This window comes from Pseudoalteromonas sp. McH1-42 (assembly GCF_022347845.1).
GTDB lineage: Bacteria > Pseudomonadota > Gammaproteobacteria > Enterobacterales > Alteromonadaceae > Pseudoalteromonas > Pseudoalteromonas rubra_D.
The window spans coordinates 106,060-119,980 of the sequence record NZ_JAKRFU010000008.1; the positions used below are offsets into that span (position 1 = coordinate 106,060).

Here is a 13,921-nt window from a genome sequence, read left to right on the forward strand (position 1 = left end):
CATATCCCGGTGAGACAAACAGAGACACCCACTTGAAACTGGCGTACGGAATGTACGCCGTCTACCTTTAGACAATACTCAATGGATTGAGGATGATAAATTATGCCAACTGCAAGGAATAAGCAGGTCAGCTTATCAGATACTAAGTATTATCACTGCATATCCCGGTGTGTTCGCCGGGCATTTCTGTGCGGCAAAGACCGCGTCACGGGCAAGTCTTATGAACATCGGCGAGACTGGGTTGAGGAAAAATTGCTGACCCTTGCGAAGGTGTTTTGCATTGATGTGTGTGGCTACGCGGTGATGAGCAATCATACGCATATTGTGTTGTATGTGGACGATAAGAAAGCACTAAGGTTATCAGATAAAGCGATAGTGCTTCGCTGGCATAAACTGTTTAAAGGCAACTGGCTGACGCACAAGTTCATTAATGGTGATGAGCTTAGCGAGTCAGAGCATAATATGCTTGATGCAGACATCAGTGAATTTAGAATACGTCTTGCGAGCATCAGCTGGTTTATGCGGGTGCTTAATGAAGACATTGCCCGCAGGGCCAATAAAGAAGATGGTTGCACAGGCCGGTTTTGGGAAGGGCGATTCAAGTCACAGGCTTTGTTGGATGAAGCGGCATTGGCAGCGTGCCTGGCTTATGTTGACCTGAACCCAGTCAGAGCCAAAATGGCAGATACACCGGAAACGTCAGATTACACCAGCATTAAAAAGCGTATTGAGCATGCACAACAAGGCAAGCAACCCAAAAGCCTACTGCGTTTTGCGGGCAATCCAAGAAAGCACATGCCTAAAGGACTGCCGTTTGAGCTGACCTATTACATACAGCTAGTTGAATTAACAGGTCGATGTATGCGTGCAGATAAGCGGGGTTATATCGGCGATAGCCAGCCATTGCTGACACGATTGCAAATAGAGCCAGACAACTGGCTCAAGCTTACTGCGCAATTTACGAAGGTCTTTCATGGCGCGGTAGGGCGGAAGCAAGCAATGACGGATTACTGTGAGCATCTTCATAAAAGGCGACGCGCGAACTTGACTCAGTGCGAACGGTTGCTGGGTTAACACCTTTCATTAAATACCACCTCGATTTATCCAAGCTCAGGTTTGGGTACGGTCTCGTATTGTCCGAATCTGATTACTCTTCAGGATTTCGTGCTTAAACTTACGACTTTCACTAATCAGAGCTTATAGAAAGCGCAGCATTTGATAGTCTTGCATTTCTTTATTGAACCTGCCCACAATGGGTCCGTGAATTTAATGGTGGGTGTCACTTATAATTTTTCTTTCCCGTGAGTACCATTTCGATTTATCTAAGTTGAGGCTTGGATGCGCATTCGTATTGTCCGAATCTGATTATTCTTCAGGAGTTCGTGCTTAAACTTAGGACTTTCACTACTCAGAGCTTATAGAAAGCGTAGCATTTGATAATCTTGCATTTCTTTATTGAACCTGCCCCAATTGGTCTGTGAATTTACCGGTGGGTGTCACTTAAAAATCACTTAAAAAAATTGCATGTCTAGAGAGCGAAATAAAAAGAAAGTAAAAAGAAGAGACGAAGCTATTCGTCTACAGGTAATCGCTGCTCTCTAAATGATGAATGGGAGCAACGAACTATTCAGGGGATAGCAAATGAACTTCACATTTCGCCTGAACAAAGTAAGAGCGAACGTCCGTCGTTCGCCCGCCCACCTACATACTTTGAAACGATTTGTCATACTCATCTGGACCCACCTTTGCTACACTTCCTGAATCGTCGTCATCGCATATTGGAAGTTTTATGTTTTCTCTAATCAAAGGGTTATTGTTTAAGTCTCTGAAGCACCAGGCGGGCCGAAAAGTGGCTGATGCTGTTGTTGAAAAATGTGTTCAGCAGGGCATGGAGTATATGCGTGGGCGAGGTGGCGCAGCGCCGCAAAAGGCCAGCGAGCTGGACGGATTGATTGTCGGGCTCAATAACCTTACGGCCAGGCGATTGCCTGATGGTCAATACCCGATCAGATTAGAGCATCAAACCCTGATAGTCACCATTGAGAACCATGGGATTGTGTCTATTACTGAGTTACATACCGATTAGTTAAGATCAGGCAGAGCTTTGATTTATTCTAAGTTAAGCACAGAAACGGATTGTAATACTCCTGTCTGAACGCTTTGTAAGTAATTGAAAATGTTTAAAAAGCATTAACCATCTACGAAAGTCGTTAGCTTGAGTCGGCTGTAGGCTTAGTAAAAGGCTTACTTTTTCTCACCTGTGTTTAAGGTTGCGAGCTATACAAGCTGAGGAGCAGATTCTTGACATCGTGTCCCACTTCGTACCTGGCGCGCAAAGAGACTTTGGGTGTCTTCTCTGAGTTGCTTCTGAGTTGCTCTCTTCTCTGAGTTGTCAAATTGAGTGCCACTTTACTTGCCAATTCTGCCAAACCATATGGGTAATACCAGGGCCTCTCAGAAAGCACCGATGTTTATCGGGCACTGTTGAGTTGACCCAATCTACACGCCCGTAACGTGAGCAGCATGCGTTGATACTTCACTCATATTGCTGCAATCGCGAAACTTTCTCAATCTGGCATGCCATCTTCGGCCTGTTTAACAGCCAGCCTTACGGCAACGTACCAGACATTCTGGCTCTACCTGTTGCACTTCATTCTGAGTATTGGTTAACAAGAGGCGGTTAAATAGCCGTCTGTGGTGCAGCCTTTGTTGATGAATTTGCTACTAATTTTTTTCTCTTTTGTCTGTTTTATGAGCAAGCTCGAGGAGTTAAACATTTTTATTCTTTTCATAAAACCGATAACTTTCTGACTTAAATGAATAAATTATGCTTAAAAGGAAATGCTAGGTGGTATATTCAATAAAATTATATAAATTATATTGTATACACTGTGTGCGTAGTGTTAATAATATGTCACCTCTTCTGGGGTTTGGATACACATTTTAAAAAGGTTAAATTATGAAAATAAAAGCAATACTCGCTGCGCTTCCCTTGCTCTGTGCAAGTGTGGAAGCCGCACAACAACACGTTGAACGACACTTTAAACCACTGAGTGTGGCCGATCTGCAATTAGCACATGGCGATGAGGGTCATAATCACGCGGCACAGGACAACGCGCCAACAGCAGCACGTGACACTGCGCTGCATTCACATTTGCCCGTGATGATGCAGATGGCGTCTGAGCAGGTTGATCTTGCCAGTGGCTGTGACTTAACCGCATTTGCTAACGCGAGTGCATCGACAATCGTGGCACAGATCACGGGGCAGGGTGCAACCTGCGTTAATGATCTATTCAGTGCGCCCTCGGCAACTCAGGTGGCGACCTTTACGTCGGCCAAAATGCTGGCTGCGGCGCAGCAAGCGACGACCCTGTCAGGTAGCTATAGTGGCACCGGCAGCAGCGAGCTGGAAGCGCTGTTTTTGTTTATTCGCGCGGGTTTTTATGTCGAGTTTTACAATGACTCAGTGAGCTTTGATCCCACAGTGCAGAGCACGGTTCGAAGTGCCCTCGATGCCTTTGTGAATAACCGTCATTTCTATGACAACAATGATGCGCACGGAGAGGTGCTGAGTGAAGTCATGACGACGATGGACTCTGCCGAGCTGCAGCACGTCTATCTGCCTGTGGTCAAAGCCTGGTTATCTCGCTGGAGTGAAAGCTATGCAACCAGCTGGCATATGCGTGGTGCGGTGAATGGGATCTTCACCATTTTATTCCGGGGCCAGTGGAACAGTGATTTCGTTACGCTGGTTGGTAAAGATACCGAACTGGTTAGCTTACTGGCTAATTTCACCAAACAAAGCTGGATGGTGGGTTCGGACGCAGAATTCTTGATAATCAATGCGGGCAGAGAACTTGCCAGACTTAAAAACTATCAGGGTACGCCTATTCAGAGCTCGGTTGATACGGCCCTCAAAGCGCTATTTTCTACTTATCAGAGCTATGGCTATGGTGACGGGATCTGGCTTGGTGCCGCTGATGTTGCGACCTACTACGCGGATTGTAATGATTTTGGGATCTGTGGGTTTAAAGAGGAGTTGACCAACAAGGCCTTGTCACAGACCTATCAGTGCAGCAGCACAATCCGTATTCGATCTCAAGATATGACCCAGGCACAACATCTGTCAGCATGTGACACTATGGCAGCGGAAGAGACTCGCTTCCATACCATGCTCGAAACTAATCAAACACCAGTTGCTGATGACAACAATACAATGCTGCAGGTCAACATTTTCAACAGCAGCAGTGACTATAAAAAGTATGCAGGACCAATTTTTGGTATTGGCACAGATAACGGCGGTATGTATCTGGAAGGCGATCCGAGTGTGGTTGGCAACCAGGCAAACTTCATTGCCTATGAAGCGAGCTATGCCAAGGCTGATCACTATGTCTGGAATCTGGAGCACGAATACGTGCATTACCTGGATGGCCGTTTTGACTTGTATGGTGACTTTAACGCGCCGACTGAGGCAATTGTGTGGTGGAGCGAAGGGGTTGCAGAGTATGTGGCAAACCTGAACGACAATCAGCGCGCCATAGATACGATTAAAGACGGCAGCACCTATCAGTTAGGCGAAGTATTTGAAACCACTTATGATGGTTTTGACCAGGATCGTATCTATCGCTGGGGTTATCTGGCGGTACGCTTCATGATTGAAACACATAAAGATGAAGTCAATGCAATGCTGGGGGAGACGCGGGTTGGCAACTGGAGCGCCTATAAAACGCGTATGAATAAGTGGGCCGCACAGTACAGCAACGAGTTTACTCAGTGGACCCAGCAACTGGCTGGGGACACTAATCAGGCACCAACAGCCGTGATCAATGGGCCTTACCAGGGCACTGCTGGTTCATCGGTCAGCTTCAGCAGTCAGGGCAGTTCAGACCCTGAAGGTCAAAGCCTGAGCTATCTGTGGCAGTTTGGCGATGGCGCGCAGAGCACCCAGGCCAGCCCCACACATACTTACGGGGATGCCGGAAATTACACGGTGACATTGAAAGTAACCGACAGTGAGGGATTGGCACATCAAGTAACCACTCAGGCCGTGATTGACGCAGATCAGGGGATCACTGAGCTGCAAAATGGTCAGGCAGTGCGAGTTACAGGCGCTCAGGACGAACTGAAGTACTTTAAAATCCAATTGCCGGCCGGGGCGACTGATCTGACGGTCAGCACTGGTAGTGGCACGGGTGACGTTGATTTATACTTGCGCCATGGTCAGCAACCCACGCTGGACACCTACGATTGTCGCCCTTATGTTGGCGGTAACGCTGAGCGATGCGATGTTGCGACACCACAGGCCGGAGAGTATTACATTATGCTCAGAGGTTATAACGCCTACGCGGATGTGAACTTGGTTGCCAGCTATACAGCACCGGTTGCGGGTTTGCCGGATACTTGCGTGGATCAGGGCAGTGTCTCTGGTGGCCGACTATCCGCTGATCAGGCGGTTTGCTTAAGTGATCAGGAGCCTATGTGGTTTAGCCTTGAGAATGTGAGTGGTCAACAGAGCATTCGCATTGAAACCGCGCATGGCAATGGTGATTTGACGCTGGAGTACAGTAACCAGGGCTGGCCTGACGGGAGCAATGTCGACGCCCGCTCTGAGCGTGCAGGCAATGGTGAATGTATCAATCTCAGCGGGCAAAGCCAGTACTGGGGGTATTTGAAGGTGAGCGGTGCACCAAGTGGTGCCACTATCCAGGTTACTTATAACGATGGCTGGTGTAACTAAGGTTAAGACTATTTAACAAACGTGCTTGAAGGTTGGAGAGACAGGCTCTAGATTTAAAGGGTCTTCTCCAGCCTTTTGTGGCAGCTATTTGTGAAATTAAACCTGTTAATTAATGGCCTTATCTTACTTTTACTCAGTGTACTATTGCCGTCGCACGCAGCGGAGCGGCTGAACATCTATGTCTACCACAATAAACCGCCTTACATCATGAATCAGGCTGAGCAGCGTGGCCTGTATTTTGACTTTGTAGCCTTACTCAATGTATCTCAGTCTCATACACGTTATAAGCTGGTATACCTGCCACGCAGGCGTATTGAACGGGACCTTAACGAGCAAACCCTCGATGGTGCTGTTTTGGGGGTTCACCCTGTTTGGTTTAAAGACCCCGACAAATCACGTTATTTGTGGAGTACAGCCCTGATGTATGACACCGATGAGTTCGTCTCTTGTGCTGAAAACCCCTTTGAATACGATGGCGTAGCTTCTATGGCCAACAAAAAGTTTGGTGGCATTTTAGGCTATCATTATTTTCGCACGGTTAAGCCGGTAAAAGCGGGGGCACTGGAGCGAGTTGATGCAAACAGTGAAGAAGGTCTGCTGGAGCTGGCGCTGAGAGAGCGTGTTGATTTTGCGATTGTCAGCCGTTCAACACTAAACTACTTTATCAAAAAAAATCGCTGGCAGGAGCACTTCCATCTGTCCAAACAACCTCATGAAACTTACTACCGGGCAATGCTTTTACCGAAACAACTTCAGCCTCAGTACGACAGGTTATCAGCCATACTCAGCGATGAAGAATTTCGCAGCAAGCTGACTCAATTATTAAGCCGATATCAGATAGATGCAGGTCCGGGCTGAGTCTTGCGTGTTTATATCGGGCCCAGTCTTTGAACCCGAATTTATCAATCAATGACTGTCGCTAAGAAAGAGCAGCTTTACCAGCTTCCCGTATTTTCCATGCTTAGCCAGGGCTCTTGTGGTGGCAGTGGCTCGCCTTGTTGCAACAATTCAATGGAGATACCATCGGGGGATTTGATAAAAGCCATGTGCCCGCATCTGGGAGGGCGATTAATAGTAACGCCCGCCGCCTGAAGCTTTTCGCACAGCGCGTAAATATCTTCTACGGCAAAGGCTAAATGCCCGAAGTTACGCCCGCCAGTGTATTGTTCAGTATCCCAGTTGTAAGTCAGCTCAATGGTGGGAGAAAAGTGCGTTTTAGCGTCTTCCAGTTGGCTTGGTGCAGCCAGATAAACCAGTGTAAAACGGCCTTTTTCGCTGTCTTTACGTTTTACTTCCACCAAACCCAGTAGATCACAATAAAAGTTTAATGATGCGTCGAGGTTCTCGACCCGAACCATAGTATGCAGGTATTTCATAAATTTGCCCCTTTAAAGTCAGGACTGAAAGATAAGGGCATATCGAGAAAAATCAAGGAGAGCAGGGGGATTGCTCTCCTGATTGCGTCAGACTATCAATACTCTGCGGTCAATGTGACATCGCTGAAGCCTTTATAGGCTTTCACAGAAATATGCCATGTGCCGGTTTGAGGTTGAGTTTGTGTGCACGTTTCGGCATTGCCATCTTTGTAAGGGCGGCAATCGTAACTAGATGAGGTTGGCCGGGCGCCATAACGAACATACAGATCGGCATCACCGCTGCCGCCGGAGGTACTGACGGTGAGCTTAGTGGCACTGGCTGGCACATCAAAGGTTTTATGGATCCAGTTGCCTGTTGTCGCATTTAACCCAGTCCAGACTTGTTTATTACCATCTCCCGGTGGGGTGCCCAGATCATATTGGCCGACTATGGATACACCGGAAAACGCCTGATAACCTCGGACCACGATATAATAAGTGCCTGCTTGTGCCGGGTTGATACTGCAACTTTCATTATTACCATCTTTGTAGGGGCGGCAATCATAGGTTGAAGTAGTGGGTTTTTGATCAAAGCGTACGTAGAGATCGGCATCGCCACTGCCACCGCTCATGGTAAAGCGCAGATTGCTTGCTCCTTGTGGTACAAGCATGGTAAAGACCTTTTCACTGTCAGCAGCGCCTGACAGGTTACCGACAGGCTGGCCGTTTTGCAGCTCATTGCCAGGGTCAACCGGGCCACTGTCTCTGTCGATGATCGACAGCGAATTGGCGGCACGCTTGAGTGTCATGGTTTCTCCAAGCTCACTAGCATACCACCAACTGATATTGGCAGGCAGCGCCAGCGCGTCGGCAGCACGTTGTTCGCGTGTGAGCGTATCAGCGCCAGCTGTAAATTGGGCAGTTTGTACTTTCAGGGTGTCGGGTGCCACACTCAGTACTTTAAATTGTTGAATGCTGGCTAAATCAATCGTCCAGCTTTTAGGATCGTTGGCAGAGCGTGCCGGGGCACCCCAGCTGCCTTCACCCACATACACAGTACCGCCTGTGGTGGTTTTGGTAAATCCGGATCCTGAAGGCTGCAAAGCTTCGGTCAGCTTGTTGATGTGTGTATCGGATTCCACTACCAGGTTCATACCATGCTGATAAAACAAATCAGCCCACCAGGTATGCAAAATAGTATTGTCTGATTTACCAGAGTAATGGGGATACATGGGTTTATGATATTGAGCAATACGCCACTTGGTGCTACCGCCATTACTTTGCAAGTCTTGTTTCAGCCAGTTGTTCATGGCCGTCGCATAGGCAGACCAGCCGCTGTCTTTGTATTGGCTGTTTAGGGTGTAAACACGCAGGAGGTTAGCAATATTAAAGGCACCATAGCTGTCTTTATTGGTGCAGGCTCCATCTTTGTCAAAGTCTACGCCGAATACCTGACAAAGCGTTTTAAAGTTGTCACCTTCGTGGTTACCAAATGTGGCAACAAACGGGTAAATTCGTTTGTAGTTTTGTCCGTCTATCACGTCGTTTGAAAATGTCAGTTGCCAGTCTTTGAGGTACTCTCGCATTTCCTGAGCAGAATTGGCATTGGTATAGTCACCACCATGCATGATAAACAAGGGGCGGATCTTTGCGACCAGTTCGTTGCCTTCACGTCGAGTCGTCCAGCCTGTGCGGGTGTCTCCGCCAGCGATGGCGACAAACCCTGTGCTAGTTTGAGGGGCGGTCTTAAACCATAAGCGCTGGCCACATCCGGTGCTGTCGCATACGCGATAGTAAATAGCAGTATTGGCACTCAGCCCGGTTAACGTCACAAACTCGCTTTGCAGGCTCCCATCAAAAACACTCGTGGCTGTCGGTTGCACTGTGGTCCAACTTTGCTCATTCGTCGTTGTGCCATATTTAATGTAATGGTTACTGCCGCCAGTAGGGGTATACCCCACAGTGGCCTGATGACTGGGGTTAGTGTCCCAGATCAGACGGTGATAATCACTGGCGCTGTGGGCAGTGGTGGCATATAAAGCAACCGTGGTGAGGCCCGCTAAAAGCACTCTCATAGACTCGTTTCCTGTTGTTGGTTAATGGGTCACGCCTTTGAGGCGTGTAGATCTAAACTCTGTGGGTAAGTCGGCCACCAGTAGCACAAACGCTGCGTTACGGTAGGGAAGTGGGTACTGCTCCCCGGTATGAAAGTTGACCGCGGTCGCACCTTGTTTAAAGCGTTGATAATGGCCTGAAAGAGGCTGTGAATGGTCTGCGCTCCAGTAATCACCATGCTTCATATGAGGGAAAAAGTCCTGAGCGATATGCACATGTCCCGGGCGGGCCGGGTTCTGCAGCAGGCTGCTTAATTCACCACTGGTAGGCAGGCGCCAATGTGTCAGGCCACACAAGGCTGTCTGCCTTGCTCTGTTGATCAGATCCTGGGTGTCACATCGCGACGATTCGAAATAGCAATCTCCCAGGTTCGCTTCGCCTCTGGCCTGACTTTGTATGCTCTCGTCAGATGAGGTGTACCAGGAGTAGGTCCAGTAGCCATCATGAATGTTTTCACTGTCGGTCTTAACCTCCCATATCAGGTCTCGCTGGGTATCTAACACACAGGACCAGGGGCCCTGCCAGGGAGATAATGGGTTACCTGCTCGATCCAGTTTAACAAACCTTGGATGAGGCTGGACGACCGGACTCAAAGGTTCTATCCACAACAATGAGATAACAATGACAGCGGTCGCCAATGACATTAGTAGACGTGTGATCATAGCGGGTACCTTAAGATGGCTGGACGAATGTGGCGGGTGTGTGCCACCTGAGCATGGTCAAAAGCCGAAAACCACATGCAAGTACCACTTTCAAGTGGCACATCATGTATAGAGCCGGTGTTATGCTTTCGCACTAATTCAAGGGTCCAGATACCACTGTCCCAGCTACCTCGTGCTCTGACATCGGCTCGGTCTCCCTCGAACCGGTTAGAGCGGTACAGAATAGATGAGAGCTTGCTTCCGGGTAAAAACATATCCTTTTTTTCGTGATAGGGCGTGCTGCCAAACCAAGGTAAGACGTTCAGATGCACATTGCCTTTGTGTGGTAACCGTTTTGGGATAACGGTCCCTGGTGTGTACCACTGCCAGTTCATCACATAAGCGCCACTTTCTTTGCCATCAGGCTGATACCCGGCGGTATAGCGGCGTTGCCCTTGCTGCACCAGGGCCGGTGGACCAAAAAAATTATCATCGGCTTGATACATGTCATTGGTTCTCACCGCTTTCCAGTGCCATAAATCCCGTATTTCACCATCCATACTGGCGTGGAAACCTTTGCCGTGCCAATTAGGTGGCTTGCTATCTAGGGGCCGGTGGCCCAGATAGGTGGTATTGTCAGCTCCGCCAGAACACGAGCGGGAAAGCATCACAGCCAGTTTGTCCTCGTAGAAAGTACGCTCATCAAACTGGTAAAAGCCATTTTGTTGGATTTTCCAGCCAGCCTTGGTTTTTAATAAAGGTAGGTGGTTGGTGCTCATGCTGGGATCGGTCCAACGTATCAGGAAATAGCTTTCATACTGATTCGCCAGTGCCTGCACGCGAATGGTGCTGCGGCCGCCGTTAAAGTTAGCGCCGCCATGGGTTTCTATGGTGTAAACAGGTGCCCTTAACCAGTGTGCTTCATCACCGTGCCCATCTATGTCAATGAACTCACTTGGACTCAGCGACGCGACTTCAAGTGTGTCTGCCGAATAGCGAATACCGGCATACAACAGAAGACCTAGTGTGCATACAGAGGTCAGGATAAACGCACCTTGTTTTTCAACACGAGAGGGGAGGAGCGCAAATAAAACGCGCTTGCCATACTGAATGAAGTAAATCCAGCCATGGATGAGCAGATAAAGTAGTAACAACCAGACACTATAGAAGTGTAGCGGCTGCATCTGCGCAACATATATACCGGCCCAGAGAAACCAGCCCGAACACAGCAGGCTTGATATAATCAGGTACCCCAGACGGTTAACCCATAGGTGGTATTGGTTTGGGTTGCTGCGGTAGGGGCGCCACAGTGAAAGCAACAAATAACTTATCGCCAGTACACTCAGGATACTGGCACTGGCTATATGCCATGGGTATAAATCGCCGTCGGGCAGCAGTGGACTAATGACCATCAGCCAGTCTTGTGTTAACAAAGAAAACCTTAAGCCAGTAAGCAGGCTGCAAACCACCAGTAAGATTACTAAGGCATGAAGAAGGACAAAAGTGACTCTACGCATCGTAATTTTTGTTATCTGTATGTTTAAATAGTGTAAACATAAAGGGTTGCAGTTTTATGTCAAGCACTAACTCATGCGTAAATCCATGTGATCACCAAAGAATGATTCTCAAAGCAATCTGATAAAACCTCGACTAAACTAAATAAGTGCCCGACGCAAGGTGAAAAAGTGAGAACCGGATGAATGAGTTTTTGTCAGAGACGACGGAAGAAGCCCTCGACAGCGGAGAAGTGATTGACAGCATGACAGACATAGTGGCCTGCTTAAATACGAGTGATTCAATCCAACGGTTTTTGTTGGACATACACTGTATTTTGCAAAAGGTGACCTATGCGGATAATTTTTATGTTGTGCTATATCGGGAAGATGGCAGTCTGACTTTCCCTTATTTTCATGATGTAAAGGATGACATTGACCCAGAAGATTTAGAAGCATTGTCTCTGGATGAAATCGCACACTCATTAACAGCCTATGCTTTGCAGTCGCAAAATGTGTGCAACTATACCACTGAGCAATTGAATGAAATGGTGGCAGAAGGGCGGTTAAATATCATCGGCACAGTGCCAAAGCAATGGCTTTGTTTTCCCCTGGTCAATCGCAACAACTTTATGGGCGCATTTATCATACAATCTTATCGTCGTGAGGATGAATACTCAGGTGTGATTGTCGATGTGCTGTTTACGATTAGCCATGTGATCTCCTCAGCCCTGGATGCGTTCAATAACCAACAAGCTTTAGTTGAAGCCAATACGGTTTTGCAAAACTATCAGGGTGAACTAGAAATCAAAGTAGCGGAACGCACCCAAGAGCTCGAATCGAGCTTGTCTGAGTTGCAAAAAGAAATAAGTATTCGGGAGGCATTGCAACAGCGGTTGGAGCATGAAGCGCTACACGATACACTAACAGGCCTGACGAACCGAAAGTTTCTATTCCGGGAGCTGAATAATCTCGCAGAGCGGTCAAAGCGTGGTTCGGTTATCGTACATATTTTGTATCTGGACTTAGACGACTTTAAACCCATCAATGATAACTATGGCCATCACAGTGGTGATATTGTGTTGCAGGAAGTTGCCAAGAGAATAAAGGGAGAGCTACGTGTTTACGATGTGCTGTGTCGCCTTGGAGGGGACGAGTTTGTCGTGGTTCTGTCTGACCCACTTGAAAAATCAGTGCTGATGCAGATCTGTTCACGCCTTATTGCTTGTATCTCTTCCCCTATTCAACTGGAAGGCGGTGAAAAGGTACAGTGTGGGTGTAGTATCGGTGTTGCCAATAATAATGGGGTGTTCAGTGCTGAAGCTCTGCTAAAGTGTGCTGACAGTGCCCTCTATTCATCGAAAGAGCTGGGCAAAAACCAGGCATACTTTTATGAACAAGCGTCGGTTTGACGATAAATCCCGCAACCTGATATCTGCTAATTAAATTCTCTCTACTCTGGCTTTTGCTTTGCAGCGTCGATTGCATTAGGATCGGGTTTTCTCCTTAACTTTTTGGTTGTTATGGCACTGAGATTCTTTTTACTGGGTTTGTTTGGCTGGTGTATGGCTGCAAGCGCGGTTGAGGTAACAGACCTATACGAAGCTACCTTACAGGTGGACAACAAAACGCGTGCAAAGCGCGTTGTAGCCAGTCAGCAAGCGCTGGACCGTGTGATCCAAAAGTTGACAGGCCGCACGGAGCATTTAAATCACCCACTCATTCGGCAAAGTAAGAAACGTATTTCCGATTATATGCTCAAATATGAGTATATCGAGTCTGCGGATGGTGATATCAAAATACGCGTAAGGTTTGAGGCAGACAAAGTCGAACAGCTGGTTAGAGACAGCAATTTACCCTTATGGGGCAACCGTCGTCCCATGATTGCAATCTGGTTGGTGATTGAAGATAACTTGCGACGAGAATTTGTCACCCAGGAAAGTTATCCCCAACTGGAACGGTTAATTTATGACACTGCGGCAGAATGGGGTATCCCCGTCGTTGTACCTTTGATGGACTTGACCGATCGCGCGCAGGTCGGCATTGCTGAAGTGTGGGGAAATTTTTCGGAGCCGGTTGAAGCCGCCTCGATGCGTTATAACGCAGAACGGGTCATAACCGGCCGTTTGTTTAAACAACCGAATAGCAGCAGTTGGCAACTCGATTGGCGCTACACAGATACGGATCAGTTTGAATCGACTCAACAAGTGGGTGACAAGCAGCAATTACTTATTGCTATGATTAATGATATGTCAACGGCACTGGCCGCAGAATATGTGATAGACCCCAATCGTTCGTATGCGACCAGCAGCACCGTATTGACCGTGGATAAGCTGACCTCATTCAGTAAAATAGAACTGGCCAGAAGGCAGTTGCTGAGCATTAGCACCGTACAGGACGTAGATGTTATTTATCGCCAGGGGGATCTGGTCAAATTTGAAGTTGAACATGGTTCATCGGTGGTTGATCTGCAAAAATCACTCAAATTAGAACGCGCATTTAGCGTTTATGTTGACCCTCGTGCGTTTTATCAGGTTGCCAGTGCAAATAACCTGAGATATAGCTGGGTAGGGCAATAAT

At 47.7% G+C, this 13,921-nt stretch carries 10 protein-coding genes; 6 read left to right on the forward strand and 4 right to left on the reverse strand.

Going from position 1 to position 13,921, the window contains the following annotated elements; genetic code table 11:
- The first annotated feature begins 102 nt into the window (after nucleotides 1-102).
- From MHN31_RS08110 to MHN31_RS08125, 4 genes are all read left to right on the forward strand, one after another.
- Nucleotides 103-1,074, forward strand: coding sequence for a transposase (locus tag MHN31_RS08110; protein WP_239444003.1), 972 nt, complete (start codon nucleotides 103-105; stop codon nucleotides 1,072-1,074).
- Nucleotides 1,075-1,789: 715 nt separating this feature from the next.
- Nucleotides 1,790-2,086: a hypothetical protein gene (locus MHN31_RS08115; RefSeq protein WP_125559357.1), complete on the forward strand. Its 297-nt coding sequence runs from the start codon at nucleotides 1,790-1,792 to the stop codon at nucleotides 2,084-2,086.
- An 873-nt stretch (nucleotides 2,087-2,959) separates the two neighbouring features.
- On the forward strand, nucleotides 2,960-5,737 hold the full coding sequence (locus MHN31_RS08120; protein WP_239444004.1) for a collagenase: 2,778 nt from the start codon (nucleotides 2,960-2,962) through the stop codon (nucleotides 5,735-5,737).
- A 90-nt stretch (nucleotides 5,738-5,827) separates the two neighbouring features.
- Nucleotides 5,828-6,595 carry a transporter substrate-binding domain-containing protein gene (locus MHN31_RS08125; protein ID WP_239444005.1) on the forward strand — a complete coding sequence of 256 codons (768 nt, stop codon included), beginning with the start codon at nucleotides 5,828-5,830 and terminating at the stop codon, nucleotides 6,593-6,595.
- Nucleotides 6,596-6,672: 77 nt separating this feature from the next.
- Here the strand turns inward: MHN31_RS08125 and gloA are convergent, their stop codons facing one another.
- The 4 genes from gloA to MHN31_RS08145 all read right to left on the reverse strand — a co-directional run bounded on the left by gloA (nucleotide 6,673) and on the right by MHN31_RS08145 (nucleotide 11,281).
- Nucleotides 6,673-7,113: a lactoylglutathione lyase gene (gene gloA, locus MHN31_RS08130; RefSeq protein ID WP_125559364.1), complete on the reverse strand. Its 441-nt coding sequence runs from the start codon at nucleotides 7,111-7,113 to the stop codon at nucleotides 6,673-6,675.
- A 95-nt stretch (nucleotides 7,114-7,208) separates the two neighbouring features.
- A complete protein-coding gene (locus MHN31_RS08135) occupies nucleotides 7,209-9,167 on the reverse strand; it encodes a pre-peptidase C-terminal domain-containing protein (protein WP_239444006.1) in 1,959 nt (652 codons plus the stop codon).
- A 21-nt stretch (nucleotides 9,168-9,188) separates the two neighbouring features.
- Nucleotides 9,189-9,869: a DUF1566 domain-containing protein gene (locus MHN31_RS08140; protein ID WP_239444007.1), complete on the reverse strand. Its 681-nt coding sequence runs from the start codon at nucleotides 9,867-9,869 to the stop codon at nucleotides 9,189-9,191.
- The gene (locus tag MHN31_RS08145) at nucleotides 9,866-11,281 is read right to left on the reverse strand and encodes an ethylbenzene dehydrogenase-related protein (protein ID WP_239444008.1); all 1,416 of its coding nucleotides are present in this window, start codon (nucleotides 11,279-11,281) and stop codon (nucleotides 9,866-9,868) included. Before MHN31_RS08145 ends, MHN31_RS08140 begins: the two co-directional genes overlap by 4 nt.
- Before the next feature lie 263 nt (nucleotides 11,282-11,544).
- On the opposite strand from MHN31_RS08145, the gene MHN31_RS08150 reads away from it, so the two are divergent.
- Together MHN31_RS08150 and MHN31_RS08155 are read left to right on the forward strand one after the other, a co-directional pair.
- The gene (locus tag MHN31_RS08150; RefSeq protein WP_239444009.1) at nucleotides 11,545-12,753 is read left to right on the forward strand and encodes a GGDEF domain-containing protein; all 1,209 of its coding nucleotides are present in this window, start codon (nucleotides 11,545-11,547) and stop codon (nucleotides 12,751-12,753) included.
- A gap of 111 nt (nucleotides 12,754-12,864) precedes the next feature.
- The gene (locus tag MHN31_RS08155; RefSeq protein ID WP_010384802.1) at nucleotides 12,865-13,920 is read left to right on the forward strand and encodes a DUF2066 domain-containing protein; all 1,056 of its coding nucleotides are present in this window, start codon (nucleotides 12,865-12,867) and stop codon (nucleotides 13,918-13,920) included.
- Nucleotide 13,921: the final 1 nt, after the last annotated feature.

Bases quoted from the DNA above. Each gene is read 5' to 3' on its own strand.
- MHN31_RS08155 (WP_010384802.1), top strand. From the start codon at position 12,865: ATGGCACTGAGATTCTTTTTACTGGGTTTGTTTGGCTGGTGTATGGCT.
- MHN31_RS08115 (WP_125559357.1), top strand. From the start codon at position 1,790: ATGTTTTCTCTAATCAAAGGGTTATTGTTTAAGTCTCTGAAGCACCAG.
- MHN31_RS08110 (WP_239444003.1), top strand. From the start codon at position 103: ATGCCAACTGCAAGGAATAAGCAGGTCAGCTTATCAGATACTAAGTAT.
- MHN31_RS08150 (WP_239444009.1), top strand. From the start codon at position 11,545: ATGAATGAGTTTTTGTCAGAGACGACGGAAGAAGCCCTCGACAGCGGA.
- MHN31_RS08120 (WP_239444004.1), top strand. From the start codon at position 2,960: ATGAAAATAAAAGCAATACTCGCTGCGCTTCCCTTGCTCTGTGCAAGT.
- gloA (WP_125559364.1), bottom strand. From the start codon at position 7,113: ATGAAATACCTGCATACTATGGTTCGGGTCGAGAACCTCGACGCATCA.
- MHN31_RS08135 (WP_239444006.1), bottom strand. From the start codon at position 9,167: ATGAGAGTGCTTTTAGCGGGCCTCACCACGGTTGCTTTATATGCCACC.
- MHN31_RS08140 (WP_239444007.1), bottom strand. From the start codon at position 9,869: ATGATCACACGTCTACTAATGTCATTGGCGACCGCTGTCATTGTTATC.